The 25,683-nt window shown below is 50.8% G+C and carries 21 protein-coding genes; 2 read left to right on the forward strand and 19 right to left on the reverse strand.

Going from position 1 to position 25,683, the window contains the following annotated elements; genetic code table 11:
• Positions 1–23 precede the first annotated feature (23 nt).
• From rimP to AC6I3O_RS13600, 6 genes are all read right to left on the reverse strand, one after another.
• A complete protein-coding gene (rimP, locus tag AC6I3O_RS13575; protein ID WP_497851352.1) occupies positions 24–491 on the reverse strand; it encodes a ribosome maturation factor RimP in 468 nt (155 codons plus the stop codon).
• Between the two features lie 142 nt (positions 492–633).
• Positions 634–1,767, reverse strand: coding sequence for a toxic anion resistance protein (locus AC6I3O_RS13580; protein WP_497851353.1), 1,134 nt, complete (start codon positions 1,765–1,767; stop codon positions 634–636).
• A gap of 50 nt (positions 1,768–1,817) precedes the next feature.
• On the reverse strand, positions 1,818–3,131 hold the full coding sequence (locus tag AC6I3O_RS13585) for a 5-bromo-4-chloroindolyl phosphate hydrolysis family protein (protein ID WP_497851354.1): 1,314 nt from the start codon (positions 3,129–3,131) through the stop codon (positions 1,818–1,820).
• Between the two features lie 130 nt (positions 3,132–3,261).
• Positions 3,262–5,274 (reverse strand): carbohydrate-binding domain-containing protein, encoded by a 2,013-nt coding sequence (locus AC6I3O_RS13590; protein WP_497851355.1) that lies wholly within the window; start codon positions 5,272–5,274, stop codon positions 3,262–3,264.
• Positions 5,275–5,296: 22 nt separating this feature from the next.
• Positions 5,297–5,971, reverse strand: a complete 675-nt coding sequence (locus AC6I3O_RS13595; protein WP_497851356.1) for a DUF4956 domain-containing protein — start codon at positions 5,969–5,971, stop codon at positions 5,297–5,299.
• Positions 5,953–6,681, reverse strand: a complete 729-nt coding sequence (locus tag AC6I3O_RS13600) for a polyphosphate polymerase domain-containing protein (RefSeq protein WP_497851357.1) — start codon at positions 6,679–6,681, stop codon at positions 5,953–5,955. Before AC6I3O_RS13600 ends, AC6I3O_RS13595 begins: the two co-directional genes overlap by 19 nt.
• A gap of 218 nt (positions 6,682–6,899) precedes the next feature.
• Here AC6I3O_RS13600 and AC6I3O_RS13605 point away from each other — a divergent pair, with 218 nt between their 5' ends.
• Both AC6I3O_RS13605 and AC6I3O_RS13610 read left to right on the forward strand, forming a co-directional pair.
• On the forward strand, positions 6,900–8,873 hold the full coding sequence (locus AC6I3O_RS13605; protein ID WP_497851358.1) for a methyl-accepting chemotaxis protein: 1,974 nt from the start codon (positions 6,900–6,902) through the stop codon (positions 8,871–8,873).
• 36 nt (positions 8,874–8,909) lie between these two features.
• The gene (locus tag AC6I3O_RS13610) at positions 8,910–9,947 is read left to right on the forward strand and encodes an AAA family ATPase (RefSeq protein WP_497851359.1); all 1,038 of its coding nucleotides are present in this window, start codon (positions 8,910–8,912) and stop codon (positions 9,945–9,947) included.
• Between the two features lie 113 nt (positions 9,948–10,060).
• Here AC6I3O_RS13610 and AC6I3O_RS13615 read toward each other — a convergent pair whose 3' ends face one another.
• From AC6I3O_RS13615 to AC6I3O_RS13675, 13 genes are all read right to left on the reverse strand, one after another.
• A complete protein-coding gene (locus AC6I3O_RS13615; protein ID WP_497851360.1) occupies positions 10,061–11,515 on the reverse strand; it encodes a D-alanyl-D-alanine carboxypeptidase family protein in 1,455 nt (484 codons plus the stop codon).
• A gap of 188 nt (positions 11,516–11,703) precedes the next feature.
• Entirely contained in the window at positions 11,704–11,859 is a 156-nt protein-coding gene (locus tag AC6I3O_RS13620; protein ID WP_497851361.1) for a rubredoxin, read from the reverse strand.
• A 128-nt stretch (positions 11,860–11,987) separates the two neighbouring features.
• Positions 11,988–13,502 (reverse strand): chitobiase/beta-hexosaminidase C-terminal domain-containing protein, encoded by a 1,515-nt coding sequence (locus AC6I3O_RS13625; RefSeq protein WP_497851362.1) that lies wholly within the window; start codon positions 13,500–13,502, stop codon positions 11,988–11,990.
• Positions 13,503–13,558: 56 nt separating this feature from the next.
• The gene (locus AC6I3O_RS13630) at positions 13,559–15,229 is read right to left on the reverse strand and encodes a formate--tetrahydrofolate ligase (protein WP_497851363.1); all 1,671 of its coding nucleotides are present in this window, start codon (positions 15,227–15,229) and stop codon (positions 13,559–13,561) included.
• Positions 15,230–15,266: 37 nt separating this feature from the next.
• Positions 15,267–17,771 (reverse strand): FtsK/SpoIIIE family DNA translocase, encoded by a 2,505-nt coding sequence (locus AC6I3O_RS13635; protein ID WP_497853478.1) that lies wholly within the window; start codon positions 17,769–17,771, stop codon positions 15,267–15,269.
• A gap of 67 nt (positions 17,772–17,838) precedes the next feature.
• On the reverse strand, positions 17,839–18,537 hold the full coding sequence (locus AC6I3O_RS13640) for a ClpP family protease (RefSeq protein WP_497851364.1): 699 nt from the start codon (positions 18,535–18,537) through the stop codon (positions 17,839–17,841).
• A gap of 120 nt (positions 18,538–18,657) precedes the next feature.
• Complete coding sequence (locus AC6I3O_RS13645; protein WP_497851365.1) at positions 18,658–19,938, reverse strand: O-acetylhomoserine aminocarboxypropyltransferase/cysteine synthase family protein; 1,281 nt, start codon at positions 19,936–19,938, stop codon at positions 18,658–18,660.
• Between the two features lie 25 nt (positions 19,939–19,963).
• Positions 19,964–20,728, reverse strand: a complete 765-nt coding sequence (locus AC6I3O_RS13650; RefSeq protein ID WP_497851366.1) for a CFI-box-CTERM domain-containing protein — start codon at positions 20,726–20,728, stop codon at positions 19,964–19,966.
• Positions 20,729–20,860: 132 nt separating this feature from the next.
• Entirely contained in the window at positions 20,861–21,592 is a 732-nt protein-coding gene (locus tag AC6I3O_RS13655; protein WP_497851367.1) for a YebC/PmpR family DNA-binding transcriptional regulator, read from the reverse strand.
• Positions 21,593–21,629: 37 nt separating this feature from the next.
• Positions 21,630–22,424 (reverse strand): hemolysin family protein, encoded by a 795-nt coding sequence (locus AC6I3O_RS13660; RefSeq protein ID WP_497851368.1) that lies wholly within the window; start codon positions 22,422–22,424, stop codon positions 21,630–21,632.
• 38 nt (positions 22,425–22,462) lie between these two features.
• Positions 22,463–22,810: a type II toxin-antitoxin system PemK/MazF family toxin gene (locus AC6I3O_RS13665; protein WP_159751138.1), complete on the reverse strand. Its 348-nt coding sequence runs from the start codon at positions 22,808–22,810 to the stop codon at positions 22,463–22,465.
• A 104-nt stretch (positions 22,811–22,914) separates the two neighbouring features.
• Positions 22,915–24,081 carry an alanine racemase gene (gene alr, locus AC6I3O_RS13670; RefSeq protein ID WP_497851369.1) on the reverse strand — a complete coding sequence of 389 codons (1,167 nt, stop codon included), beginning with the start codon at positions 24,079–24,081 and terminating at the stop codon, positions 22,915–22,917.
• A 67-nt stretch (positions 24,082–24,148) separates the two neighbouring features.
• The gene (locus AC6I3O_RS13675; protein WP_497851370.1) at positions 24,149–25,648 is read right to left on the reverse strand and encodes an NAD(P)H-hydrate dehydratase; all 1,500 of its coding nucleotides are present in this window, start codon (positions 25,646–25,648) and stop codon (positions 24,149–24,151) included.
• Between the last annotated feature and the right edge of the window lie 35 nt (positions 25,649–25,683).

The raw sequence follows: 25,683 nt of genomic DNA on the forward strand, positions 1-25,683 counted from the left end.
ATGCGGGACGTCCGGCGCAGTCTCTAAAAATCAAATGCAAGGCGTATCAGGGCAATATCACTCTTCTCAAATATCCTCACATTCCCTCCGTCTTCTTCAATCGTCACCGTCTTCTCATCGTATTCCTTCAAAATCCCGGTAAATTCCTTCTGCTTTTCTATCATGCGGTAAGTCCGGACTTCCACTTCCTCTCCCAGGCTCCTCCTGAAATCCTTCTCCTTCCTGAGGGGCCTTCCAAGTCCCGGAGAGCTGACCTCCAGAATGTACGCGTCATCTATATAATCCTTCTCATCCAGGATATCCGAAAGCCTGCGGCTCACTGCTTCGCAATCGTCAATGCAGATCCCCCCTGGCTTATCAATATATGCCCGGAGATACCACGTACTTCCTTCCTTCACATACTCCACATCCACGAGTTCAAATCCATACTCCTCTACAATCGGGTTCAGGATCTCTTCTGTCTTCTGTTCATAGCTCTCTCTCTTCGTCAACGGCATTTTCCTCCTTACCAACAAAGAAGAGTGAACTTACGTCCACTCTTCTGCCGATTTCCTTATGTAACTGTATCAAGTATAGCACCATATCCCAGTAAAATCAAGGCTTTTTTCAAAATAATTCCTGTTCGCCAGTCCATTAACCATGCACCTGCAAAAGCTTCGCCTTCAACTCCTGCTCTAACCGCACCATCTCCTGCTCTGCCTCCGCACGTTTCTGCCTGCCCTCTCTCTGAATCTGCATCACCTCATCCAGCGTAGAAATCAGCGTCTCGTTGGTATGCCTAAGCGTCTCAATCTCGACGATCCCCCGTTCCGACTCCTTCGCCGTCTCCGTGACAGCCAGCTTCAGCTTGTCCGCATTCTTCCGCAACAATTCATTGGTCATGTCCGTCACTTCCCGCTGCGCCGCCGCTGCCTGGGCGGAATGCTCCACGCCAAGGGCAAGCACCATCTGACTCTTCCAGAGGGGAATCGTGTTGACAATCGTAGATTGAATCTTCTCGACCATTAACGTATCGTTGCCCTGCACCAGGCGGATCTGCGGAGCCGTCTGCATGGACACGGTACGGGTCAGCTCCAAGTCATGGATTTTCTTCTCGAACCGGTTGCACATGGCGTCTAAGTCCCTGGCAGCCTGGGCATCCTCCGCAAGCCCCGACCGGGAAGCCTTATCGAGAAGCTCAGGGAGCTGCGTGGCGCGCACCTCAGAAAGTTTCTTCTTCCCCGCCAGGATATACATAGACAATTCTTTAAAATACGTCAGGTTGAGCCCGTACATCTTATCCAGTACGGCAACATCCTTGAGAAGCTGCACCTGATGGGATTCCAGTACCTTGCAGATCTGGTTGATGTTCGTCTCCGCCTTCGCATACTTCGCCTTCATGGACTGTATCCTGCCGGAACTCTTCTTAAAAATCCCAAAGAGCCCTTTCTCTTCCTCCTCGTCAAAGCTGCGCAGCTCCTTCACCACTCCGGTCAGCAGCTCCCCCACTTCTCCCAAATCTTTCGTCCGCACATTCTCAAGCGCCGCCTCGGAGAAATCCGCCATCTTCTTCTGCGTCCCAGCTCCATACTGTAAAATCGCATTGGAGTTCATCAGGTCGATCTGGGCGGCAAATGCGTCCACTGCCCGCCGCTCCTCATCCGATAAAATGTCTTCGTTAAGCACAGGCGCTTTCTCTTCTTTCACCGGCTGAGGCTTTGGCTCCTCCTGAAACGGTTCCAACGTAAGCACAGGCGTCGCCTGAAAATTCTCAAATTCATTCTTCATCTTCTTATGTCCCCCTCCTCAATCATTCCTGTCATATCTATTTTTTTGTATCACTTAGGTTTTTGCAGTCCGTCGTCCATAAGCCCTTCCTGTGCAAGCATCGTATGTAACACAGAAATATCCGAGGACACGTCCCAGGCTGTCTCCTGAAACAGGCTGTCCAGAAGTTTCTCAAAGGCAATGTTCAGCGTATCTAGCGTCGCTTCAATCTCCCGCTTGGAAGAGCGGATATTCTCGCCGTCTACAGGCTGGGCGTCCAATTCCTGATATGCCTCCAGAAGTTTTACGGTAGTCGGCAGATAATATTCCATCAGCCTGCGGATGTCGTCCACAGAATCCGGCTCTTGCTCCACCCGGTCGAAAATCTTGTCCACCAGCATCTCCATATGGGAAATCTTCGCCGACATCTCCGCGCCGGAAATCCGGTCGTTACAGTCATGTATCTTCCGGATATAGGCGTCGCCCTCTTCGACGATACGCTGTACTTCCGGCGGAAGCTTTGCCCTCTTCCCCTCTTCTGCCTTTCCTTTCCCCTTCTTAACCTTTTCTTCTGCCTGCCTGCGCTTAGCCTCTTCCTGCCTGGCCGCCTGCCGTCTTGCCTCTTCCTGCTGGCTGTCCTTTCTGGCCGCCTGTATCTGCTGATACTGCCGGTACATCCCATGGCTTGTGATCAGGCAGGTCTTCTCATCGTCCAGATGCCCCTCCAGGAACCATCCTTTCGCGAACATATATTCAAGGTCTCTGACTACAAATTTTACGCTTTTATGGACTTTGTCCGCCAGTTCCCGGATATTGCAATACTCACGCTGGCCGAGGACCTGCACATAAGCCCGGAACCTCTTTACCCGTCCCCAGACGCCCGTCCCGCACCCGCAGACTATGAATCCCGACACCGCAAATATCAGGAAAAATGCCGTAACCACAATCTCGGGAATCCCGAATGCACCTGCCAGCAATGCCGTAATAATGAAGAAAATCATTGCGGCAGAAAACATGCCGCCTGTGACTGCCCCCAGCACCGCGGTCAGCACCCCGCCCGCCCCGGTCGGCTTGCGGTACAGAATCGGAAGCTGTTTCCTGCCGTAAGGACCGCCCTGGCCGAAACGCCCCTTCCTGCCGCCAACAGCCGGCTCATCTTTGCCCGAACGCACAGTATCCTGTGAACCACATCTTCTGTCCACAGGACCTCTGCCCCACTGTTGATTTTGCTGCGCATTGCGGATATTTCTCGATACACTGTCTACCGCATTGTTAATCGTGTCCGTTATCGTCTGGTTCAGTTTCCCGAAGTCCTGGGCGTCGATAGCGTCCTGTACGGTCTTCCGGATATCCTCCCCGAACTTTTCCCAATCCCGGTTTATCATCTTGTCCTCCAAATCTGCTGTTCGTATTCGGAACCGGTACACTCGGTTCCTTTATTCAGGATGGGATTATTGTATCACATTCGTTTCCTGACAGCAAGATTTTCAAAAGATTTCCGGGATGGAATCTACTTTAAAAAGTAAATTGTGTGACTGTCTGGGTCGGAATTACTTCCTTTTCAACTGTTCCTACACAGAATAGATAGGTTTCCCCCTCCTTTATTTTCGGGGAAGCCAGGGCGAACCACTGTGCCTTTTTCATGGTCACTGTCTCTGCGAGCACATTCCCATCTTTGTCTTTCAGGGAAATGGCCGTTCCTGCTTCTACTGTCTCTTCCGTGCGCAGGACAATGGATGCCTGTGTGGAATCATCGCTCGGAGCCTGCGCCATGCCGATACTTCCGATTCCGATGAATTCTCCGCCGGTAATCTTACAGGAGGCCGCATAATCAAGAGTCCCGTTTCCTCCGCCTGCCGGCCCGTGTACCGTAACCGTACCGCCGCTTATGGCAATATCTCCGTTAGCATCCAGGCCGTCGCCGTCGGCATTGACGCAGATTGTACCGCCGTTCACCGTTAGGGATGCACCCTGGTCTTCGTCAGCCATGAACGGCTTCTCCATCCGGCTGTCCCTGGTATCACTGGCATCGGAAGATACTCCCTTTTGCCCTATTTGGGCGTCGGATTCTTGGGAACTGCTGTCATCGCCGGCCGCATTGATTCCGTCGTCTGAAGAAATAATATTAATATCGCCGTCATTGATTACGATGTCAAATCCTTCCAGGCCTTCATAGCTTTTCAGGATTTCAAGGCTGCCGCCGTCCACCGTTAATGTTTTGTCGGCATGGATTCCGTCGTCTCCCGTGGAAATCGTTATCTTGCCGCCCTGAACCGTAACATTCTGGTCACTGTGGATTCCGTCGTCCTGTGAATCAATGTCGAATTCTCCGTTCAGGATGACTAATTCCACATAAGACTTGAAACCTTTTGTGCTCACAGATTCTTCCGTGCTGTCCGAATTGTCCGCCGTGCCGTTCTCTTTTCCGTTTCCTGGAAATTCTCCTTCCGGCGGCTCCATTCCTCCCTCCGGCTTTTCCTGGCTCCCCTCTTGCATTCCTCTGCCGTCTCCTGATTTCCCGCCAAACGGTTTTTCTCGCCCCCCGCCAAACGGCATTTCTCCTTCCATACCTTCCTGTCCACCGTAAAACGTCTCTGCATTCTGGCTCCCGCCTCCCGTAGTGACCTCGAACACTCCATTATTCACCCTAAGAAGCGTCTCCGCCTGAATCCCGTCCCCAGCGGCATTAATCTGGAAGGTTCCGTTCTCAATCAGGACATATCCCTTATCAGAGTCTTCCATATTGGTTGCCTTGATCCCGTCGTCTCCGCTTTCTATGGTAAAATCACCGTTTCGGATGGACACGCTGTCTTTTCCGACAATTCCGTCATTTGCCGAAGAAATGATATAAGTTCCGGCAACGAATTTCAAATCATCTTTACATTGGATTCCATGATTATAATTTCCAATCACTTTAAGCCTGCCGTTCCCATTGAATGTAAGGTCGTCCTTGGCAAAGATTGCCGCTCCCGGCTCATCCTCTCCCTCTTCATCAAAGGTATAAGCGCTGCCGTCCTCGACCGTATTCTCCGTGCCTTCCGCCAACGTAATCACTACGTTGCCGCCCTTGCTGTAAACAGGCGCCGAATCACTGCAAGTAATCTCTACACCCTGAAAGACCAGCCTGACCGTCTCTTCTTTATCCGCATCTACGATAATCTGCCCGTCTGCCAGCGTTCCTGAAAACACATAGTCTCCTTCTTCACGGATGACAACGGTATTCCCCCTTATTTCCGCTTTGTCTTCCAGGGAGTCCGAATCCGCATCTGCGCCGGCATTCTCCCCTGCCGAAATCCTGTCATTCTCAAATATAAAATGGACTGCCGTCTTCTCATCCCAAGTATCGCAAAGCTTTTCCTCACTATATTTTCCCTCCGTCAGCGTCACCGTACTGGCCGCCGCATGCCGGGAGAGATCCGCCGCTTCTTCTGCTTCTTTCCCGTTTCCTTCCTGCCTGCATCCCGACATCGTACAAATGAGCATAATGCTCAATAACATTGCCGGAACCTTCTTATTTTTTCCCTTCATCTGCCATGCTCCTATCCTATTATTACAATTCATCCTGCACGGTTGCCCGCCTCCCGCAGATTACGGTCAGATTCCCGTTCCTGCAGCGGATAGCATCCAGCATTTCCTTTTCCTGCCTGATGTCTTTCAACGTAATATGGTAATCTAACTCATACATGCTGCCCAGGTTCGTAGTCTTTACCTTTTGCAGGCAGCATTTGCTGGTATATTTCTGGAAAATATCATCGAAAATCTCCGTATAATCCAGATGCTCCGCAATGGTGATCCGCAGATCCTTCCGCTCCTGCTTCCATTCCCCGAAACAAGACTTCTCCATCACCAGGAATATGATTCCCACCATAAGCGTCATGACGGCTGCAAAACTTAGGAATCCTGTACCTGTCGCCAGCCCTACCGCCATAGCAAAGAAGATGACAGCCATCTCTTTTGACGTTCCAGGGACTGAGCGGAAACGGACCAGGCTGAACGCGCCCAGTACGGCGACGCTGGTCCCAAGGTTTCCATTTACCAGCATAATGACCATCTGTACCAACACAGGAAGCAACACCAAGGTCATCATGAAATTCTTACTGCACGCCCCTTTCATCCCATAGACAAATGCGATTACAAACCCCAATGCCAGGGACACCAGAGTACACAGCAGCGCATTCTGGATAGTCAGGCTGCCTTCCATATTATTTAATACACTTGCAAACATATCTGTTTTTCCTCCATTTCTGCTTGATTCTGCATCGCCTGTGCGTATACCGCCCCGTACTTTGAAAAGGATGTGGGGTAGATTTCCAGCTTTCCTAAAAGGTCTGCAAGCCATAGGGGGTACGCCCCATTTACCTTGATTTCCATCAGGTACTCTCCCGGATTCAGCAGCATGCATTCCCCGTCGTAGGTCAGTTCCAGCCGGTGGCTGCGGCTTCGGATATTGCGGTCAACCGTAATCCGCAGGTTTTCATCCTCATTTCCCACAAAAGCCTCCCGGTCGTAGGCAAGGTAGACTCTCGGTTTGGGATGGTAAAATCGGATAAAATAATCGATTTCATTCATTATCTGGCTTTTCTTCTCCGCAATGAACCCGGATTCCAGATATGTACGCGCTTTCATTAAGGCAAGCTGCGTCCGGCGTTTGTAGACCACTCCGCAGTATTTTTTCTTGATTTCCAGAAATACGGGGCTGTCTTCCTCAATTTCCCCATAACCGCGCAGGCGGAATTTTTCCTTGTATTTCGGCTTGTCAATCGAACGGCGGATCAATTCGTAATTGGGTGTGTCGTAGTAAATATTCCGAATGGTGTGCAGGCCGTATTCATCCATATGGAGATTGCCTGCCGCGCCGCTAAGGAATAAATCGTACTGCTTCTGGTTCATGCGGTATTTCTTCTCTACCCGTTCAAATACATTCTGATCGCTCATATTTCCTCTCCCTTGCTGAAAGTTTACTTTGGTCATTATAATTGGAAAGTTTGGGGAATCTATTGTGAAACTGTGAAAAAATGGTGAAAGAGAATAAAATTTACACAATACTGTTTCATCCATGTTTATAGTTGACAAACCAGAGTACAAATTCATATAATAAATATACAGCGTTATCATATATAGTTTACTTATGAGAAACCAGGAGGTAGAGAAACATGAAAAGCATTCGGACTAAAATCACTCTGTGCCTTATGGTGACAGTCCTGGCTACACAGCTTGTTGTAGGAGCGTTCAGCATTACCCTGAACTTCAACAGTACCATTGCAACCGTAGAGCAGATGATGGGCGAGACCGCAGTCCTTGCGTCAGAACGCATCGAACAAGAACTAACCGCCTACAAGAACGTTGCCATGGATACTGGCTGTGTCCCGCAGCTTCTTGATGAAACTGTTTCATTGGAAGAAAAGCAAGCAATCATAAACGAACGTGTCAGCATGCACGGTTTCCAGCGTGGGAACATCGTTGGGCCGGACGGCATCAGCATCTTCGATGGGAATGACTATTCTGACCGCGAATACGTCATCCAGGCAATGCAAGGCAATGTCTATGTATCAGAACCACTGATCAGCAAGATAACGGGAGAGCTTTCCATTATGGTAGCGGCTCCTATCTACGAAGACGGAATCCAGGGCTCTGCGATTGCCGGCGTCGTTTACTTCGTTCCCCAAGAGACCTTCCTAAACGACATCGTTTCGTCGATCCGTGTCAGCGAACATAACCGTGCATATATGATTAACCGCACAGGCGACACGATTGCAGATACTACATTAGATACCATCACTGTCCAGAATATTGAAAATGAAGCCAAAAATGACTCTTCCCTGAAAGAATTGGCCTCAATCCATGCCGCCATGCGCGAGGGAAAAAGTGGTTTCGGAGAATATAAGAATGATAAGAAGGGCATGTTTGCGGCTTATGCACCGGTAAATGGCACAGACGGATGGAGCGTGGCAGTCGTTGCCCCGCAGTCAGATTATCTTTCTTCTGCTTATTTCAACATTGCAATAAACCTGGCAATGATGGTACTAGCCATCCTGCTTTCCATCATCGTCGCGCTGAAACTTGCCAACAGCATCAGCCGGCCCATGAATGCCTGTGCAGAACGTATGCGCCTGTTAGTGGAGGGAGATTTGGAAACTCCGGTTCCCAAAGCTGTCAGCAGGGATGAGACTGGGATGCTGACACAGTCTACCGCCGAACTGGTGGAAGGGCTGTCTGCCATTATCCATGATATCGGCTATCTTCTGGGGGAGATGGCGAATCGGAATCTGGACATCCATTCCCGGCGACGCGACGCCTATGTAGGCGATTTCCAGAATATTCTGGGCTCCATGCGCAACCTAAAGATAGAATTAAGCGGAATCCTCGATCAGATCAATATTTCTGCCGAACAGGTATCAAGCGCCAGCGGACAGGTATCTTCAAGCTCTCAGAGCTTGAGCCAGGGCGCCGTGGAACAGGCAAGCTCTGTAGAAGAACTTGCCGCCCAGATCGGCGAGATTTCCGATCAGGTCCAAGATACCGCAGACAGCGCGCGGGAAGTACGTGAACAGACGCACCATGCAGGCAAGGGCATTTCCGTCTGCAACCAGCAGATGCAGGAACTAATGAATGCTATGGAAAAGATTCATTCCAGTTCAGAAGAAATCGGCAAAATTATTAAGACCATCGAAGACATTGCATTCCAGACCAATATTCTGGCGCTGAATGCGGCTGTAGAGGCTGCGCGGGCAGGCGAAGCAGGCAAAGGTTTTGCCGTCGTGGCAGACGAAGTCCGTAATCTTGCCAGCAAGTCCGCAGAAGCCTCCCAGAACACCGCATTGCTGATTACCAATTCCACAGAAGCGGTACAGGAAGGCACGAAGATTGCAGAAGATACGGCAAACGCTTTATTGGATGCAGTACAGAATATTCATTCTATAGTCGGTTCGATTGACCAGATTTCAGCCGTATCAAACGAACAGTCCGAGGCCGTCCTTCAGGTCAGCGAAGGAATTAACCAGATTTCCTCAGTCGTACAAAGCAATAGCTCTACGGCTGAACAAAGCGCAGCAGCCAGCCAGGAACTTTCTGCCGAGGCAGCCAATTTAAAACAACTGGTAGAGCAGTTCACACTTGCCAAAAATTAGAACCGGTCTCTGCCAGAAAAATCCAGGAGGTGTACCATGCATTTCATCAATGCGCAGATAACGAATTTTAGGGGAATTGAACAGATACGTCTGGAATTTGAACCAGGCTTCCATCTGATAAAAGGAATGAACGGAAAAGGGAAGACCTCAATCCTTGACGCCCTGACTACAGGCCTTTCCGGAATCCTGTCCGGGATCGAAGGATGTTTTACAGAACATTTTACCAGAGAAGAAATCAGCAAAGCATACACTCTGTCTGACGACGGTTCCCTCACATGCGATTATTCCGTTCCGGTGGAAGTCACTCTGGTCGCAGCAATCGAGGGCGTAAATATCCCCGTCCGCTGGATTATGAGCCGGACCAGCATCCATGCCTCGAAAACCTCGATTCAGCCGAAAGAAACTTCTGCTCTCCTTCGGCGTCTTGGGAAAAAGGCCGAGTCAGACCTGCCTGTATTAAGTTATCATGGCGTGGGAAGGGCGTGTTCCCAGAGATTTGAAAAGACAGAAAATATTTTCCGGAAAAAATATGAGCGAACCGTAGGTTATCTGGATGCCCTGTCGGATTCTACGAACCTGAGGTTTTTGTATAACTGGTGTTCAAAGATGGAAAAGACGACAGAATATGAAACGGTCATGAATGCAGCAGCCGATTTTGCCTGCCGGATGGACGGCGGAAAGCCCTATCGGTTCTTTTTGGATAAGAAGGCTGAAGAATTTATGTGCCAGAACGGAAATAACATCCTGCCGCTTGGGCATCTAAGCGCGGGATTCCAGTCCCTAATTTGGATGGTCTTAGACATTGCATGCCGGATGGCTCTTCTGAATCCCCACAAAAAGGAAGAGCTGACAAAATCAAAAGGTATTGTACTGATTGATGAACTGGATATGCATTTAGATCCAAAATGGCAGGTGAACGTAATCGACGCGCTCCGGGCGGTATTTCCGAACGTACAGTTTATCGCGACGACTTCCTCGCCAATTATCATCGAATCTGCAAAAGAAGTCAGGGTCATTGACATTGAAAATGGGGAGCCGGAATATAGTGATTTAAAAGACTCCCAGAAAAATTGATGGAAATAATTGGCTCAAGCGCCAAAAGAGGCTGCTGCATAATTTTTGCATTTTGCAGCAGCCCCTTTGCTATTTGGGACATCCATCTGCTTCTCCTGCATGCCCCATCCATCTCACAGCAGCCATTCCTCAATCGTATCTACAAGCGCGCTCTGGTAACTGACTGCATCCACGCTCTCAGATGCAACAATATCTCTGCTCCCTACCTCTGTGCCGTTCAGATAATATTTCGCCACACCTACTTTATCGCCTTTTTTGATTGGCGCCTGTAATTTCTTGCTGGCCGTGACCTTCCGCTCCATCCCTTTCAAATCCGCCCCCGTTGTGTCGATATATGTAAACGGCTCTTCCTGCGCCGCCTTAACCGTCCCTTTCACACCTCTTGCAATTTTCACGGGCTTGACAGGTTCCGTTCCGTCCTCCTGATATTTGTTGCATTTTCCAAATCCGTAATTGCACAGGGCAATGGCGTCTCTCACACGCGCCTTACTGTCGTCTGCCGCCATGATAACGGCAATCAGTTCCGTATCATCCTTCTTTGCAGTAGCCGACACACAGAACTTTGCCTTGCTGGTAGAGCCGGTTTTTAGCCCGGTGGCAAATTCATACTGCCGAATCAGTTTATTCGTGTTCGTCAGGCCGAATTCGGAGGAGCCCTTTTTCGTCGTGTGAGTTATATTCTCCATCCAAATGGTGCAGTAATCATGAATCTGGGGGTATGCCGTAATCAGCTCCCTTGACATCAGCGCAATATCCCGCGCCGTTGTCAGGTGTCCGTCCGCATCCAGTCCGTTGCAGTTGATAAAATGCGTGTTCGTCATTCCAAGGCCTTCGGCCCTTTTATTCATCTGTGCCACGAATTCCTCTTCATTGCCGCAGATATGTTCTGCCATTGCCACACATGCGTCATTAGCGCTTGCCACGGAAATGCACTTAATCAGCGTATCCACCGTCTGCACCTCCCCCGGCTCTAAAAACACCTGCGACCCACCCATGGACGCCGCATACTCCGAAGTCGTCACAGAATCCTCCAGCTTAATCTTCCCATCCGCCAGCGCATCAAAAATCAACAAAAGCGTCATGACCTTGGTCACGCTCGCCGGAGGGCGCTGCGTATCCGCATCCTTCTCAAAAATCACCTGCCCTGTAGAAGACTCCATCAGGACCGCAGAAGGCGCGCTGACCTCCACCTGTCCCGATGTCCCAGAGCTTTCAGAACCACCCGCATCTTCCTGTGCTTCCTCCGTTTCCTGTACACTGATCTCCCCTTGCGCCGCAGCCCCTTCTTTTTCATCTTCCTGCGCTTCATCCGTCTCTCCCTGTGCTTCCGTCCCTCCTTGTGCTTCCGTCCCTTCCTGTACCTCCGTCTCCTCCTGCACACTTTCCTTCTTTTCCGTACCTTCACCCGCCCTTTGGGTATTCATTATCGGACCAAGTCCGCCCGTCCCTAAGAGACTTGCATCATGGGATGCCCTTTGGGTATACAGAACCGGCTCCTTCACCTGCATTGCCGATACAGGCTGAACGCACAGCAAAGCTCCAAGCAGCATTGCCACAATAGATTTCATACACTGACTCCTCATCATTTTCTCTATTTCTATCATTGTAATAAACACATACAAGAAATATGACAATACAGACAGTACACTAGCCAAAACATATATGAAATATTACCGTAAATAGACAGAAAAAGCAAGGTATGGAAAGCCGCGCCTCCCATACCTTGCTTTTTACCCGGAAAATATCTACTCGGAACCTATGCCTCGGAAAACTGATCTTTCCCTACCATACACAGCGGGCAAACAAAATCCTCCGGCACATCCTCCCACTTTGTTCCCGGCTCGATATCTCCCTCCGGATATCCAACTTCCTCATCGTACTCCCATCCACACACATCACATACATACTTCATACTTCATTTTCTCCTTTCTAATCTATAAACACTCTGATATGCCAAACGGCGTCTGCCTATCTGCCGACTGCGCAGGATACACGCCTGTATCGGCATACCAAAAGCATTCTTCCCAGTTAACCCACAGCCTACTCTGTCTCCAGCACATAATTTCTCGTCGTGATCCCGCTGGCACGTCCTTTACTGTTTACAAGAATCGCCTTGAACAGCGTCTCGCCCTCCGGCATATCAATCGGTCCCATATACTTACTGGACGCAGTAGAAGGATCTTCCCCGTTGGTCGTATAATAAGCCTCATACCCTTCCGGCACCTTAATCTCAATCTGCACCGCCGAACTATACTGCCCGGTAGACGGCGACACCGCCGGGGCGTCCACGATTGGAAGCTCCACCGTATATGACTTCTTGACCGGAAGGCCCGGAACTCCTTTCTCGTCAACCGCAAGCGCAGAAATCTCGCTCACGCCTTCCCCAAGCTGAATTGGCTCCGTATACTTCTTACTCCGGATAGTCGCCTCTGACCCGTCGTCGGTATAATAAATCGTATACCCCTCCTCCGTCGTCAAAGACAATTCCTGTACGTCCTCGTAAACCTCACTGTCATCCAGGCTAAACCCGGGATCGGCGACAATATAGCCTGCCAGACGTTCCGCCACGTCTCCATCCACATCCTCAAGGAGCAGAGGAATCTTCTCCTTCTGATCCGTATCCATATAGAATTCCACATAAGCCTGATAAATATCCGCATTTTTCGGCTGCTTTTTCACAGCCTCCAAAAAAATGGATTCCGCCCAGTCCAAATCCTTTTTCGCAATGTAGACCTTCGCCAACCCGATATAGGCGTCCTTTTTCGTCTCGTCTTTTTTTATCCCACGCTCAAAATAAGCGATTGCCTGATTCAGTTCCCCGGCTTTTAACGCCTGATTCCCCCTGCTTATGATTCCCTGATAGGAATTCCGATACAGATAAAATACGCCTCCGGCAACCGCCGCAATCATAAGGAAAATCACGAACAGACATCCCATTCTTTTGCGCTTCTTTGCCTTTTTACGCTCCGCCTGCCTGCGCTTGCGGTCGCGCTCTGACATATTCTCCGTCCCATTGACCCGGCGGGAACTGGTGTTACGACTTACACCGCCCCTCACATCCCGGCTGGTGCTCCGCCCCGCCCTGCCCATGTCACGGCTGGTACTGCGGCCGACCCCCATGTCACGGGCTGTGCTCCGGCCGGCTCCATTTCGCATGTCCTGGCTAACCCCCCGGCCGGCTCCACCTACATCTCTGACGGTACTTCTGGCTCCTCCTACGTCACGGACCGTACTACGGCCGGCCCCCATGTCACGGGCTGTCATCCGGCCGGCTCCACCTGCATTCCGGCCGGTGCTGCGGCTCACACCGCCTCCCATATCACGGTTCGTCCCCCGTCCCGTATTCCTTCCGGCTCCTCTTGCCTCCCTATCTCCTATAGGACCATAGTCAAGATAATCCTCATAACCATCTTCGCCATTAATGGCACCCCTTATCTGCTCAGTAAGCATGTCATCCAAAGGATTGTAATCCGGAACAATGCGTACTTCCCTGCCGCACGATTCACAGTATAACATCCCTTCCGGTATCTCATATCCGCAATACTCGCATTTCATCTCAAGAGACCCCCCTACTTACTGCCGTTACCAAAACAGATTCCGGCAGGTTTTTCTTAGAACAATCCGGTGATCTTCCCATCGTCTGATACATCAATCCCGTTCGCTGCCGGAACCTTAGGCAGGCCCGGCATTGTCATAATCGCTCCCGTAAGCGCAACCACAAATCCTGCTCCGGCGCTGACATAGACTTCTCTAATATGAATGTCAAAATCCGTAGGGCGTCCCAGCTTTTTCGCATCGTCAGACAGTGAGTACTGGTTCTTTGCCATGCAGACCGGAAGATTTCCGAAGCCCATAGACGTAATCTTCCCAAGCTGCCTCTTCGCCGCCGGCTCGTAGACCACCCCTCTCGCGCCGTAAATCTCCTTCGCAATGGTTTCAATCTTATCCTCAAGGGACATCTCGTCCGGATACAGCACATGGAAATGGCTCTCCTTCTGCTCCAGAGTATCAAGTACCTTCTGCGCCAAGGCAATTCCACCCTCGCCGCCCTTCTCCCATACCTCAGAAAGTGCAAACTCACACCCCTTCTCCTCACAGAACTTACGGATAAATTCATTCTCCGCATCCGTATCCGTCACGAAGGAATTCAGCGTCACAACTACCGGGACGTCATATTTCTTGATATTCTCGATGTGCTTTTCCAGATTCACGATTCCCCTTTGGAGGGCATCCAGATTCTCCTTCCCCAAGTCTTCCTTCGCAACGCCGCCGTTGTACTTCAAAGCGCGGACCGTCGCCACCAGTACCACCGCGTCCGGACGAAAGCCAGCCTTGCGGCACTTGATATCCAAGAACTTCTCTGCCCCAAGGTCTGCGCCGAAGCCCGCCTCTGTCACGGTAATATCGCTTAGTTTCAGCGCCATCCTTGTAGCCCTTACACTGTTGCATCCATGGGCGATATTCGCAAAAGGCCCTCCATGGACCAAAGCAGGCGTATGCTCCAATGTCTGAATCAGGTTCGGCTTGATTGCATCTTTCAAAAGAGCAGTCATGGCGCCTGTGGCCTTTAGCTCCTCTGCCGTCACAGGGTCGCCGTTAAAATTATATGCCACAATAATCTTCCCAAGACGTTTTTTCAGATCCTGTATGTCTTCCGCAAGACAGAGGATTGCCATGATTTCCGAAGCCACCGTAATTACGAAATGGTCTTCCCTGACCATGCCGTCCATCTTGTTTCCAAGACCTACGACAATATTCCGCAAATTCCGGTCGTTCATATCCAGACAGCGTTTCCAGACTACCTGCCTCGGATCGATTTGGAGCGCGTTCCCTTGCTGGATATGGTTGTCCAGCATCGCGGCCAGAAGATTATTTGCGGAAGTAATCGCATGGAAATCCCCGGTAAAATGAAGGTTCAGGTCTTCCATCGGCACTACCTGGGCATATCCGCCTCCTGCTGCTCCTCCCTTGATTCCGAAACATGGTCCAAGAGAAGGTTCCCTAAGAGCAATGATTGCCTTCTTATCAAGCTTTGCCAAAGCCTGCCCCAATCCTACAGTCGTCGTCGTCTTCCCTTCCCCTGCCGGAGTGGGATTGATTGCCGTCACTAAAACCAGCTTTCCGTCCGGCCTGTCCTTAATCCTCTCCCATACCTCATCCGAGAGCTTCGCTTTATACTTCCCATAGAACTCAAGCTCCTCCTCGCCGATTCCTACGGCTTTCGCCACATCCCTAATGTGGAACATCTGTGCCTCCTGTGCAATCTGGATATCTGTTTTCATCGCATTCCCCATCCTTTCTTCTGTTTGTGATATGTTATCATGCTTCATTACTGGAAATGAACTGGTCGAACTCTTCCAAAGCCATCAGGACCTTCCTTGGTTTCGTCCCTTCCTCCGGTCCAACGACCCCTGCCTCGGCAAGCTGGTCCATAATCCTCGCCGCCCGGTTAAAGCCAATCTTAAATGCCCTCTGTAACATCCCAATGGATGCTTTATCCTTATCGATGATAAGCCGCCCCGCCTCTACGAAATAGGCGTCATGTGCCTCCTCCTCCGGCGGGGCTCCCCCGGCCGGCATACTGCCGCCTTGGTTGGTGTTCACATGGTTCACCACTTCTTCATCGTATGTAACCTCTTCACTATGCTCCTTCAAGAACTCTACCACGTCCTGGACCTCTTTGTCTGAGACAAACGCCCCCTGCACTCTGGCAGGCTTTAGATAACCCGCCGGATAGAACAGCATATCTCCCTTTCCCAGAAGCCGCTCCGCCCCGTTCATATCGATAATGGTCCTGGAATCTACCCCCTGTGACACAGAAAATGCAATCCTGGAAGGCATATTTGCCTTGATAAGCCCTGTAATGACATTGACCGACGGACGCTGGGTCGCAATGACCAGATGGATTCCCGCCGCTCTCGCGAGCTGCGCCAGACGGCAGATGGCTCCTTCCACCTCTCCCGGGGCAGTCATCATCAAATCCGCCAGCTCGTCTACGATTACGATAATCTGGGGCAGCGGTTCCTGAACCGTCCCATCCACAGAAGGCATGGACACAATCTTTTCATTGTATCCCTTCATATCCCGGACACCGTACTCTGCAAATACCCGGTAACGCCTGTCCATCTCGGCAACCGCCCAATTCAGCGCCCCCGCAGCCTTTTTCGGGTCTGTCACCACCGGTATCATCAGGTGGGGAATCCCGTTATAGACGCTTAACTCCACCACCTTAGGATCAATCATGATCAGTTTCACCTCATCCGGCATCGCCTTATATAGGATACTCATAATCAATGTATTGATACAGACAGATTTACCGGAACCCGTCTGGCCGGCAATCAAAACATGGGGCATCTTCCCGATATCCGATACCACAGCCTTTCCGCCGATATCCTTTCCCACGGCAAATGAAATCTTCGAGCTGCTGTTCTTGAATTCCGGTGACTCCAGAAGATCCCGAAACATGACCGGAGAATTCTCCTTGTTGGGAACTTCGATACCAACCGCAGCCTTTCCGGGAATCGGCGCCTCGATACGGATATCCGCGGCGGCAAGGTTCAGCTTGATATCATCCGAAAGCCCGACAATCTTGCTGACCTTCACTCCCATCTCCGGCTGCAGCTCATACCGGGTGACGGACGGGCCGCAGCTTACGTTGGTCACAGTGACCTTGACCCCAAAATTCTCCAATATCTGCTGCAGCTTCATCGCCGTCTCCCGAAGGCTGGCATCCGATTCTCCCTTCTGCCTGACGCCTTTTTTCAGCAGGGAAACAGGCGGCATACGGTATGCCTTTTTAGGTTTCTGATTTTCGGAAGCAATGGCAGACGCCACTGCCGCCGTCTCATCTGCGGCATCCATTGCCTTCGCGTCCTTCTTCCGGCTTTTCGCCGAAGTCGTATTTATCTCTTCATTTGCCGGCTTTGCTGCCCGCATCTTAGGTGCGCCGACGTCTACAGACACCTCGCTGTCTTCCTGCTCCGTCGAGGCCATATCATTGCCGTCTTCCATTGCTTCTTCCGGATATCCGTCGCCTCCCCGGTTGATGACAAATTCCATTGCCTTCTCCGGCTCGTCCTTTTTCTTCGCCTCATTCCCCTTTATTCCTGCATGCCCGAAATCCGTCTGTCCTGCTTTGGACTCCTGCACATTCGGGACATCCTTGGCAATCTCTGTATTAAAGGAAACTCCTTCCACATGCCGGTCGCTTCTCTTGCGGGACTTTTTCGCCGCCGTCTTCGTTTCTTTCGGCTCGCTTTCACTCATCATCCGCCGTTCTTTGGCAAGCTCACGTCTGCGCACGGCATCCTGCTTCGCTCTGTCATACACCTTCCCGCTATGGTTCTTGACACCCTTGAGCGCAGACCTTCCCGTGATGATTACCAGACAGATAATCATCAGGATAATATCCACCACATAGGCGCCGGCGACCCCGATTGCCGGCGTCAGGATACCCGCCAGCAATTCGCCGAGAAGCCCGCCCTTTTTGTCCACCAGCTCAAGAAATGTGCAGACGAGAGCCAAAAGGCACAAGACTGCCCCCACCTTCACATAAGCATTGGGATTCTCCCGATTCGATATGATAAATGTCACAGAACCGAACAGCACGAACGGCAGGACATACGCCGCCCACCCGAAAATATCTTCCATCATCCCAGCCAGCATCTCTCCGACAAAGCCGCCGAAGCCAAAATTACTGATCATCAGAAGGATACTCACGGCAAGGGTCATCCATATGGTAATCTCCGTCCCTACAAAACTGGTCTCTGTGTTCTTCTTTTTCGCCGTTTTTTTACTCCCCTGTTTTTTTGCTTTAGCTGCCATCATACTCTCCCCCTTATTCTGGCAAAATAATGCAATAATAGTATATCATTTTTGAAAAGGACTGTCATTACCTATTTTCACACTTTTTCTCGCGGTACTCGTCAATCATTTCGTGCAATTTATTCAATGCGTCGCTCATTCCGCCCACTTCATCAATCAATCCTTCCCGTACCGCGTCTTTGCCCTCCAGAAGCGTCCCCACATCCTTCACCAGCTCCCTCTGGTTCAGCATCAGCTCTTCAATCCGTTTCTGGGTCATATGGGAATGGTCGGCAAGAAACCGGGTGATGCGGTCCTGGGTCTTAATCATGTTGCGCAGGCTCTGGGTTATGCCGATGAACATCCCGTTTGAACGTACCGGATGGATAATCATCGTCCCGCTGGGCACGATAAAAGAATATTTTGCAGAGACGGCCAAAGGCCCGCCGATGGAATGGCTGCCGCCAAGCACCAGAGAAACCGTAGGCTTGCTTAAAGAAGCAATCATCTCCGCGATGGAAAGCCCTGCCTCCACGTCTCCTCCCAGAGTATTCAAAAGAATCAGAAGCCCTTCAATCTCATCGCTGTCCTCCACCTCGGCCAGCAGCGGGAGCAGATGCTCGTACTTGGTCGCCTTCGCATTGCCGGAGACGGCCTCATGCCCCTCAATCTCCCCAATCACAGTCAGCAGTTTGATTTTATGCCGGTTCCTGCTTCCTTCCAAATCCACGCTTCCCATTTCCTTGATTTCTTCCCTCTTCTGCTCCTCACGTATACCGTCTGACATAAAAAAACACCTCCATACATATATTTACTCTCTTTCATTAGTATGGAAGTGTTTTACATATTTTATACCTTAATGGACGGAGTCCACCCGCCCCGTCAGGGGCATGCATCACGGGATGCCCTATACTTGTTCCAATGCCTGTGTAATATCCGCTATGATATCATCAATGTGCTCTATCCCCACACTGAATCGGATCAAATCCGGCTGTACCCCCGCCTCCATTAACTCCTCATCATTCATCTGTCTGTGGGTATGGCTTGCAGGATGGAGTACACAGCTTCTCGCATCCGCAACATGGGTCACGATGGCAATCATCTTCAAGCTGTCCATCATCCGGACAGCCGCTTCTCTTCCGCCTTTCAGCCCAAAGGTAATCACCCCGCAGGTCCCTTTCGGCATATACTTCATCGCAAGCTCATAATACTGATCCCCCGGCAGCGACGGACAGTTCACCCAAGCTACCTTCTCATGCTTCTTCAAAAATTCCGCCGCCCTCTTTGCATTTTCACAGTGCCGTTCCATGCGCAGATGCAGCGTCTCAAGCCCCATATTTAGCAAAAATGCATTCTGGGGAGACTGGATAGACCCCAAATCCCGCATAAGCTGAGCCGTCGCCTTGGTAATATAAGCACCTTTCCCGAACCGCTCCGTATACACAATCCCATGGTACGTCTCATCCGGCGTCGTAAGCCCCGGGAACTTCTCTTTATAAGCCTCCCAGTCAAAATTACCGCTGTCCACAATCGCGCCCCCTACACAAGTTGCATGGCCGTCCATGTATTTCGTCGTAGAATGGGTCACAATATCCGCCCCCCACTCAAATGGCCGGCAATTCACAGGCGTAGCAAACGTATTGTCCACAATGAACGGAACGCCATGGGCGTGCGCCGCCTTTGCGAACTTCTCAAAATCCAGTACCACCAGCGCCGGATTGGCAATACTCTCCCCGAACACAGCCTTGGTATTCTCCCGGAAAGCCCCGTGAAGCTCCTCCTCCGTACAGTCCGGGTCTACAAACGTCGCCTCCACGCCCATCTTCCGGATTGTATGGGCGTACAGGTTATAAGTACCCCCATAAACGGCAGACGCACAGACCACATGGTCGCCCTTTTCCGCAATATTCATCACCGCATAAAAATTCGCCGCCTGCCCGGAAGAAGTCAGCATTGCCGCCACGCCGCCCTCCAAATCGCAAATCTTCGCCGCCACAGCGTCATTGGTAGGATTCTGGAGCCGCGTATAGAAATACCCCGATTCTTCCAAATCAAACAGACGCCCCATCTGCTCGCTAGAGCCATATTTAAAAGTCGTGCTCTGGCAAATGGGCACCACCCTCGGTTCCCCGTTCCCCGGCGTATATCCCGACTGGATACATTTGGTTTCTGTCTTATAATCACTCATAATGCCCTATCTCTCCTTTATCCTTCTAGTTCAAATGCGACGGCGCAAACCTCTCCCTCAGGCTGCCCACCATATCCGCATACAACTCCCTACACTTTTCATTTTCCGCATTCTTGGCATATTCCACACACGGACGCAGATAATCCCGATAAATCTCTTCATAGATCTTCTCAGGCTCCCGCTGCATCCCAATGGAAAGCACCAGGACCGGCGCAATCTCATAGTATTCCTCCACCATAGCACGCCCCTCGTCTGTCCCCAGCAGATATCCGTCCCGGTATTCCCTGAGCACGGTAAGCTCCTGACAGTCATCCGGCTTCCCCTGGCATTCGCACACAGCCGTCGTAATAAAACACATCCCCTTCCGGAATCCTCCGGCAATCTGCTCATAATCCGACTTCTGCAATCTAAGCCCCGTCACCTGCGCCTCATTCCAGATCTCTACCATCCGTTCGGCAATCCGCTCGTTCACAGGGTCATGCTGATACACCAGCATCGGCACCACATACACCGCCATCGCCATATTATAATCAATCCCCGCCGGCTCCTTCTTCCTTTTCGGCACGTCGAGGAACTTCCTCCTGGCATACAGCGGAATCACCGAAGCCAGTTCCTCAACCGCCCCATCTCCCTCTTCTCCTTCACACAAGCCCGGCAGCCCCATCACCAACTCCCGGTACTTCTCATAAGTATCCTTAAAAATCTGCTCATAAGACTTCTTCTTAAAATACTTCATATTCCTAAGCATCTCATCAAAGAACTCCTCGAGCCTCTTCCTAGTCTCTTCCATACAATCCCCTCCAGTATCTACCCCATTCTTCACACCAAAAACCTACCCATACAAAAAGTCACACAGGTCACACTTTCGCCAGCAGCCCCGAACTGCCGTCCGCCGCCATGAATTAATCCCTGCACAGCGACCTTATTCGTCCCAATTATGATACACATCCTGCACATCATCATCATCATCCAGCATATCCAGCGTCTTCTGAATCCCCGCAATATCCTTCTCATCCGTCAGTTCCACATAAGTCTGCGGAATCATCGTGACCTCTGCTGCCGCCATCTTGATTCCCGCCTCCTCAAGCGCCACCCGGACAGCGCTGAAATCATCCGGAGCAGTCAGGATCTCGAAACTATCCTCTTCCTCCACGAAATCCTCCGCACCCGCATCCAGCGCCATCATCATCAATTCATCCGAGTCGCCCTCATACTCTTCCTTGTCCACCACGATCTGCCCCTTCTTGTCGAACATAAAAGAAACACACCCCGGCGTCCCCACATTGCCGTTTCCCTTGGTGAACGCATTCTTCACGTTAGAAGCAGTACGGTTCTTATTATCCGTCAGCGTCTCCACAATAATCGCCGTCCCGTTAGGCCCGTACCCCTCATATGTAATATGCTCATAATTCGCAGCATTGGCATCACTGTCCGCCCGCTTAATATTGCGGTCAATGGTATCGTTGGGCATATTATTCGCCTTCGCCTTTGCAATCACATCCCTAAGGCGGCTATTGTTCGCCGGATCTGCGCTTCCGCCCTCTTTCACCGCAACGGCAAGTTCCTTCCCAATCTTCGTGAAAATCTTCCCCTTAGCGGCGTCGTTCTTCTCCTTCTTATGTTTAATATTCGCAAATTTTGAATGTCCAGACATATTCTCTACCTCTCTCTTCGTAATGTAAACTATTCTATCACTCTTCCCACCGTTTTTCAATCCTAACCCTCTGGATTGTATTATTATCCACCAAAAGAACCGTAAAACGATATCCTTCATAATCAACCACACACTGCTCGTCCTCGCCCGGAATCCGGTCAAGCTGCTGAATCAAAAAACCGTTCAGCGTCTCGAACTCATCCTTCTCGAACACAATGGGAAGAATATCCTCCAAATCTTCCAGATCCACCATCCCGTTCACCAGAAAATTCCCGTTCTGAAGCCTTCGGATACGCTCGTCCTCCTCGTCATGCTCGTCAAGGATATTTCCCACGATTTCCTCCAAAATATCCTCCATGGTCACAAGCCCTGCGGTCTGCCCATACTCATCCAGCACGATACGGATGTGGTTCTGGTCCGCCTGCATTTCCTTGAACAGCGTGTCAATACTCTTAGTCTCCGGGATAAAAGCCGCAGACCTTATGTAGCCCGTCAGGTCCTTTAACGGAACCTTACGGAGGCTTTCATCCAGATAACAAGACATGGCCTCCCGCAAATGTATGATTCCGATAATCTCATCAATCTCCCCCCTGCAAATAGGGAATCTGGAAAAATTTTCTTCCAGCATGAACTTTAACCCATCCTCCAGAAGCTCATCGCCGTCAATCGTCACAATATGCTTCCGGTGCGTCATGATGTCCTTCGCATCTTTATCCAAATAACGGATGATATTGTGAATGAGCCCGGCCGCTTCCTTCTGCGCTCCCTCGTTAAGCTCATCCTCGCCTTTTAACAGATGCTTCATCCGTTGGAACAAACTGCCCTCTTCCATATCCGATGTTCCTTACTCCTTTACTATTTTTGAGCGACTTATGTATGAAGCTCAAAACTGACTTTCAGAGCTTCATCAACTCTGTTCATGATTTCCTTATCCAGGTGGCAGACCAAGTCCCGGAGCCGCTGCTTGTCAATGGTACGCACCTGCTCTAAAAGCACCACGGAATTCTTGACAATCTGATAACGCCTCGCGTCAATCTCCACATGGGTCGGCAGCTTCGCCTTATTCATCCGCGACGTAATCGCGGCGCAGATGACGGTCGGGCTATGCCTGTTGCCCACGTCATTCTGTATGATTAACACTGGTCTTACCCCGCCCTGTTCTGAACCCACCACAGGACTTAAATCTGCATAATAGATATCTCCACGTCTTACCTGCACAATTTCCACACTCCGATTTCTTAAAGATATACCCGTAAGCCAATCCCTATGCCCCTTGGGTATAGGATGAGTATTTCCATCTTTTATCGGAAGTATTCTATCTTTTATGCAAAATAATCCATCTGCTCTACCACTTTCCCGTGACGCAAAAACTCCCGGGGAACCCGCTTGCCGAAATTACAGATAAACTCATACCGCAGTTTCCCGGCCAGTTCGCTCAGAAGTTCCACCGTGACGAAAGCCTCGCCGTTTCGCCCCACCAGCGTCACCAGATCGCCGAACTCCACCCCTTCGATTTCCGTTACGTCAACCATGAACTGATCCATGCAGACACGGCCAAGAATGGGCGCCTTCTTCCCATGTATCAGGACATATCCCTTGTTGGACAGGCTTCGGGGATACCCGTCTCCATAGCCCACAGGAATCGTTGCAATCCTGGTCCTCTTTGCCGTGACAAACGTACCGCCGTAACTCACAGGCGTTCCCGCGTCCACCCATTTCACATGGACCACATGGCTTACAAGCTCCATGGCCGGGCGCAGGGGAACCAGCTCCTTTCTCACCTCGTCCGAAGGATACAGCCCATAAGTAGCGATTCCTGCCCGCACCATATCCATATCCGCCTCCCGCAGGTCGATAATGCCTGCGCTGTTGGCACAGTGGTAATAAGAAGCCGTGACTCCAAGGCGGGAAAGCTGCTCCTTCATCCACAGAAATTCCCTAAGCTGCCTTCTGGCATCCGACTTATCCGTCTCATCCGCCCTTGCGAAATGGGTATACATACCCTCGATGATCAGATTCGGCATCCGGCTGATTTCCTCAATCCTGCCGATGCTCTCCTCCTTTGCCGGAAAGCCGAGCCTTGACATGCCCGTATCAATTTTCAGATGGATGAAAGCCTTCTTCCCCATGTTCACGGCAAAGTCAGACACCCGCCTTGCCGTATCGCTGTCGTAGATTGTCATGTGTATCTCGCTGGCAAGCATTTCCTCCCACTGCTCCGGGAAAATACAACCCATCACCAGGATCGGCTTCTCAATCCCGCCTCTTCTAAGAATCATCCCTTCGTCCAGGGCCGCCACCGCATACCCCCAGATATACTCCTTATCAGAGAGAAATTTTGCCACCTGTAAGGCGCCATGACCGTATCCGTCTGATTTAATTACGGATAGGATCTTCACACCTTCGTCCAGATTCTGCCGCATCATCTCCATGTTATATTCTATCGCATCAAGGTCTATCCTTGCACAAACTCTGCTATAATTCTTCATTTTCTGCCTCCTGTTCCCCAAATGCCTGATTCCGACTTACAGTTTCGCAAATGCACATATGCCTTACTCAAAACTCTAACTCCTTAAATGCCTCACTCAAATATAATAGCAGATCTTGAGCCATTACGCTATAACTTCCTTTCGCAGCCTGCGCATAATCCCCCGACCTGCCGTGGAGATATACGCCAAGCACAGACGCCCTGTGGCCGTCCATGCCCTGTGCCAGAAGCCCGGCTATGATACCTGCCAGTACATCGCCGGAACCAGCCTTCGCCATCGAAGCATTTCCAGAACGGTTGACATACATTCCCCCTGTGGGAGAGGCAACCACAGTACGGGAATCCTTGAGGACGCAGGTGCAGTTTTGGCTTTCAACGAATTCTCCCAGAATACCCATACGGCCTTCCTTCAATTCTCCCACGCTTCTGCGAACCAAACGTGACATTTCTTTCATATGGGGCGTCAGCACAAGGGTTTTCACATCCTTTGAATACTCCATCTCTTCCCAATGCCCCGCTAACAGGTTCAATCCGTCCGCATCTACCAGACAAGGAACCTCCGCCTTCTGAAGCGTCGTCTCTAACAGCTTGCACGCCGTCTCTTTTGTCCCGATTCCCGAACCGATACAGATTGCATCCGCCCAGGAAAGCAGCCCTTTCAGTTCCTCCTTTCGGTACTCCGTATAAGTAGAAATAACCGCCTCGGGAAGAAGCTGCTGCAAGATAACCCGGTTCTCCTCTGGCGTATAGATCCGCACCAGTCCCGCGCCTGAGAGATAAGCCGCCTTTGCATTCAGGAAAGCTGCGCCGGACATCCCTTTGCTTCCGGCAATCACCAACAGTTTCCCATAGGTCCCTTTATTAGAATCCGCCTTGCGCACAGGCAGCATCTTTCTGTAATCCCCGCTTTCACAGAGATACATAAGCCTAGATTCCTTGGAAAGTCCTTCCGTATGGATTCCGATGTCCGTAACCGACACCTTCCCCGCATACTCTTTTCCCGGGTACAGCACAAGCCCCAGTTTTTCTAACTGGAATGTGACCGTCAGGTCTGCCCGGAATGCAGTCCCAAGGACGCCTCCCGTATCCGCCGAAATACCTGACGGCATATCGACGGCAAACTTCACGCCGCCCGCCCGGTTCATCTTCTCCAGAATGTCAAAATATTTTCCTTCGACTTTCCTGCTAAGCCCTACGCCGAAAACAGCATCTATGATGATACTATATTCACCATCCTTAAATTCGTTGCATATCTCGCCGCCGATTTCCAAGAGCCGCTCCATCTGACGCTTCGTCTCCTCCGTACAATGGGAAGCGTTACCGACAAAGCATACAAGCGGGGCGTATCCTTTCTGCCAAAGAAGCCGCGCTATGGCGAACCCGTCCCCTCCGTTATTTCCGGAGCCGCAGACGATACAGGCTCTTGACAAGTCAAGCCCTTCTTCCTCCATCACCTTCACACAGGAAACCGCCGCCCTTTCCATCAACTCTAAGGAGGGGATTCCCACCTCCCGGATGGTATACTGATCCGCCCTCTTCATCTGAGCGCCATTCACCAGATATCGCATATGTTCCTCCTTATTCCCCATACCTTCCCGGCCGG

The organism is Sporofaciens sp. St.21A7 (assembly GCF_059728535.1).

Bases quoted from the DNA above. Each gene is read 5' to 3' on its own strand.
- AC6I3O_RS13620 (WP_497851361.1), bottom strand. From the start codon at position 11,859: ATGAAGTATGTATGTGATGTGTGTGGATGGGAGTACGATGAGGAAGTT.
- AC6I3O_RS13595 (WP_497851356.1), bottom strand. From the start codon at position 5,971: ATGTTTGCAAGTGTATTAAATAATATGGAAGGCAGCCTGACTATCCAG.
- AC6I3O_RS13610 (WP_497851359.1), top strand. From the start codon at position 8,910: ATGCATTTCATCAATGCGCAGATAACGAATTTTAGGGGAATTGAACAG.
- AC6I3O_RS13635 (WP_497853478.1), bottom strand. From the start codon at position 17,771: ATGGCAGCTAAAGCAAAAAAACAGGGGAGTAAAAAAACGGCGAAAAAG.
- AC6I3O_RS13645 (WP_497851365.1), bottom strand. From the start codon at position 19,938: ATGAGTGATTATAAGACAGAAACCAAATGTATCCAGTCGGGATATACG.
- AC6I3O_RS13585 (WP_497851354.1), bottom strand. From the start codon at position 3,131: ATGATAAACCGGGATTGGGAAAAGTTCGGGGAGGATATCCGGAAGACC.
- AC6I3O_RS13675 (WP_497851370.1), bottom strand. From the start codon at position 25,648: ATGCGATATCTGGTGAATGGCGCTCAGATGAAGAGGGCGGATCAGTAT.
- AC6I3O_RS13615 (WP_497851360.1), bottom strand. From the start codon at position 11,515: ATGAAATCTATTGTGGCAATGCTGCTTGGAGCTTTGCTGTGCGTTCAG.
- AC6I3O_RS13660 (WP_497851368.1), bottom strand. From the start codon at position 22,424: ATGGAAGAGGGCAGTTTGTTCCAACGGATGAAGCATCTGTTAAAAGGC.
- AC6I3O_RS13590 (WP_497851355.1), bottom strand. From the start codon at position 5,274: ATGAAGGGAAAAAATAAGAAGGTTCCGGCAATGTTATTGAGCATTATG.
- AC6I3O_RS13630 (WP_497851363.1), bottom strand. From the start codon at position 15,229: ATGAAAACAGATATCCAGATTGCACAGGAGGCACAGATGTTCCACATT.
- AC6I3O_RS13625 (WP_497851362.1), bottom strand. From the start codon at position 13,502: ATGAAATGCGAGTATTGCGGATATGAGATACCGGAAGGGATGTTATAC.
- AC6I3O_RS13655 (WP_497851367.1), bottom strand. From the start codon at position 21,592: ATGTCTGGACATTCAAAATTTGCGAATATTAAACATAAGAAGGAGAAG.
- AC6I3O_RS13605 (WP_497851358.1), top strand. From the start codon at position 6,900: ATGAAAAGCATTCGGACTAAAATCACTCTGTGCCTTATGGTGACAGTC.
- AC6I3O_RS13600 (WP_497851357.1), bottom strand. From the start codon at position 6,681: ATGAGCGATCAGAATGTATTTGAACGGGTAGAGAAGAAATACCGCATG.
- AC6I3O_RS13640 (WP_497851364.1), bottom strand. From the start codon at position 18,537: ATGTCAGACGGTATACGTGAGGAGCAGAAGAGGGAAGAAATCAAGGAA.
- AC6I3O_RS13650 (WP_497851366.1), bottom strand. From the start codon at position 20,728: ATGGAAGAGACTAGGAAGAGGCTCGAGGAGTTCTTTGATGAGATGCTT.
- AC6I3O_RS13580 (WP_497851353.1), bottom strand. From the start codon at position 1,767: ATGAAGAATGAATTTGAGAATTTTCAGGCGACGCCTGTGCTTACGTTG.
- alr (WP_497851369.1), bottom strand. From the start codon at position 24,081: ATGAAGAATTATAGCAGAGTTTGTGCAAGGATAGACCTTGATGCGATA.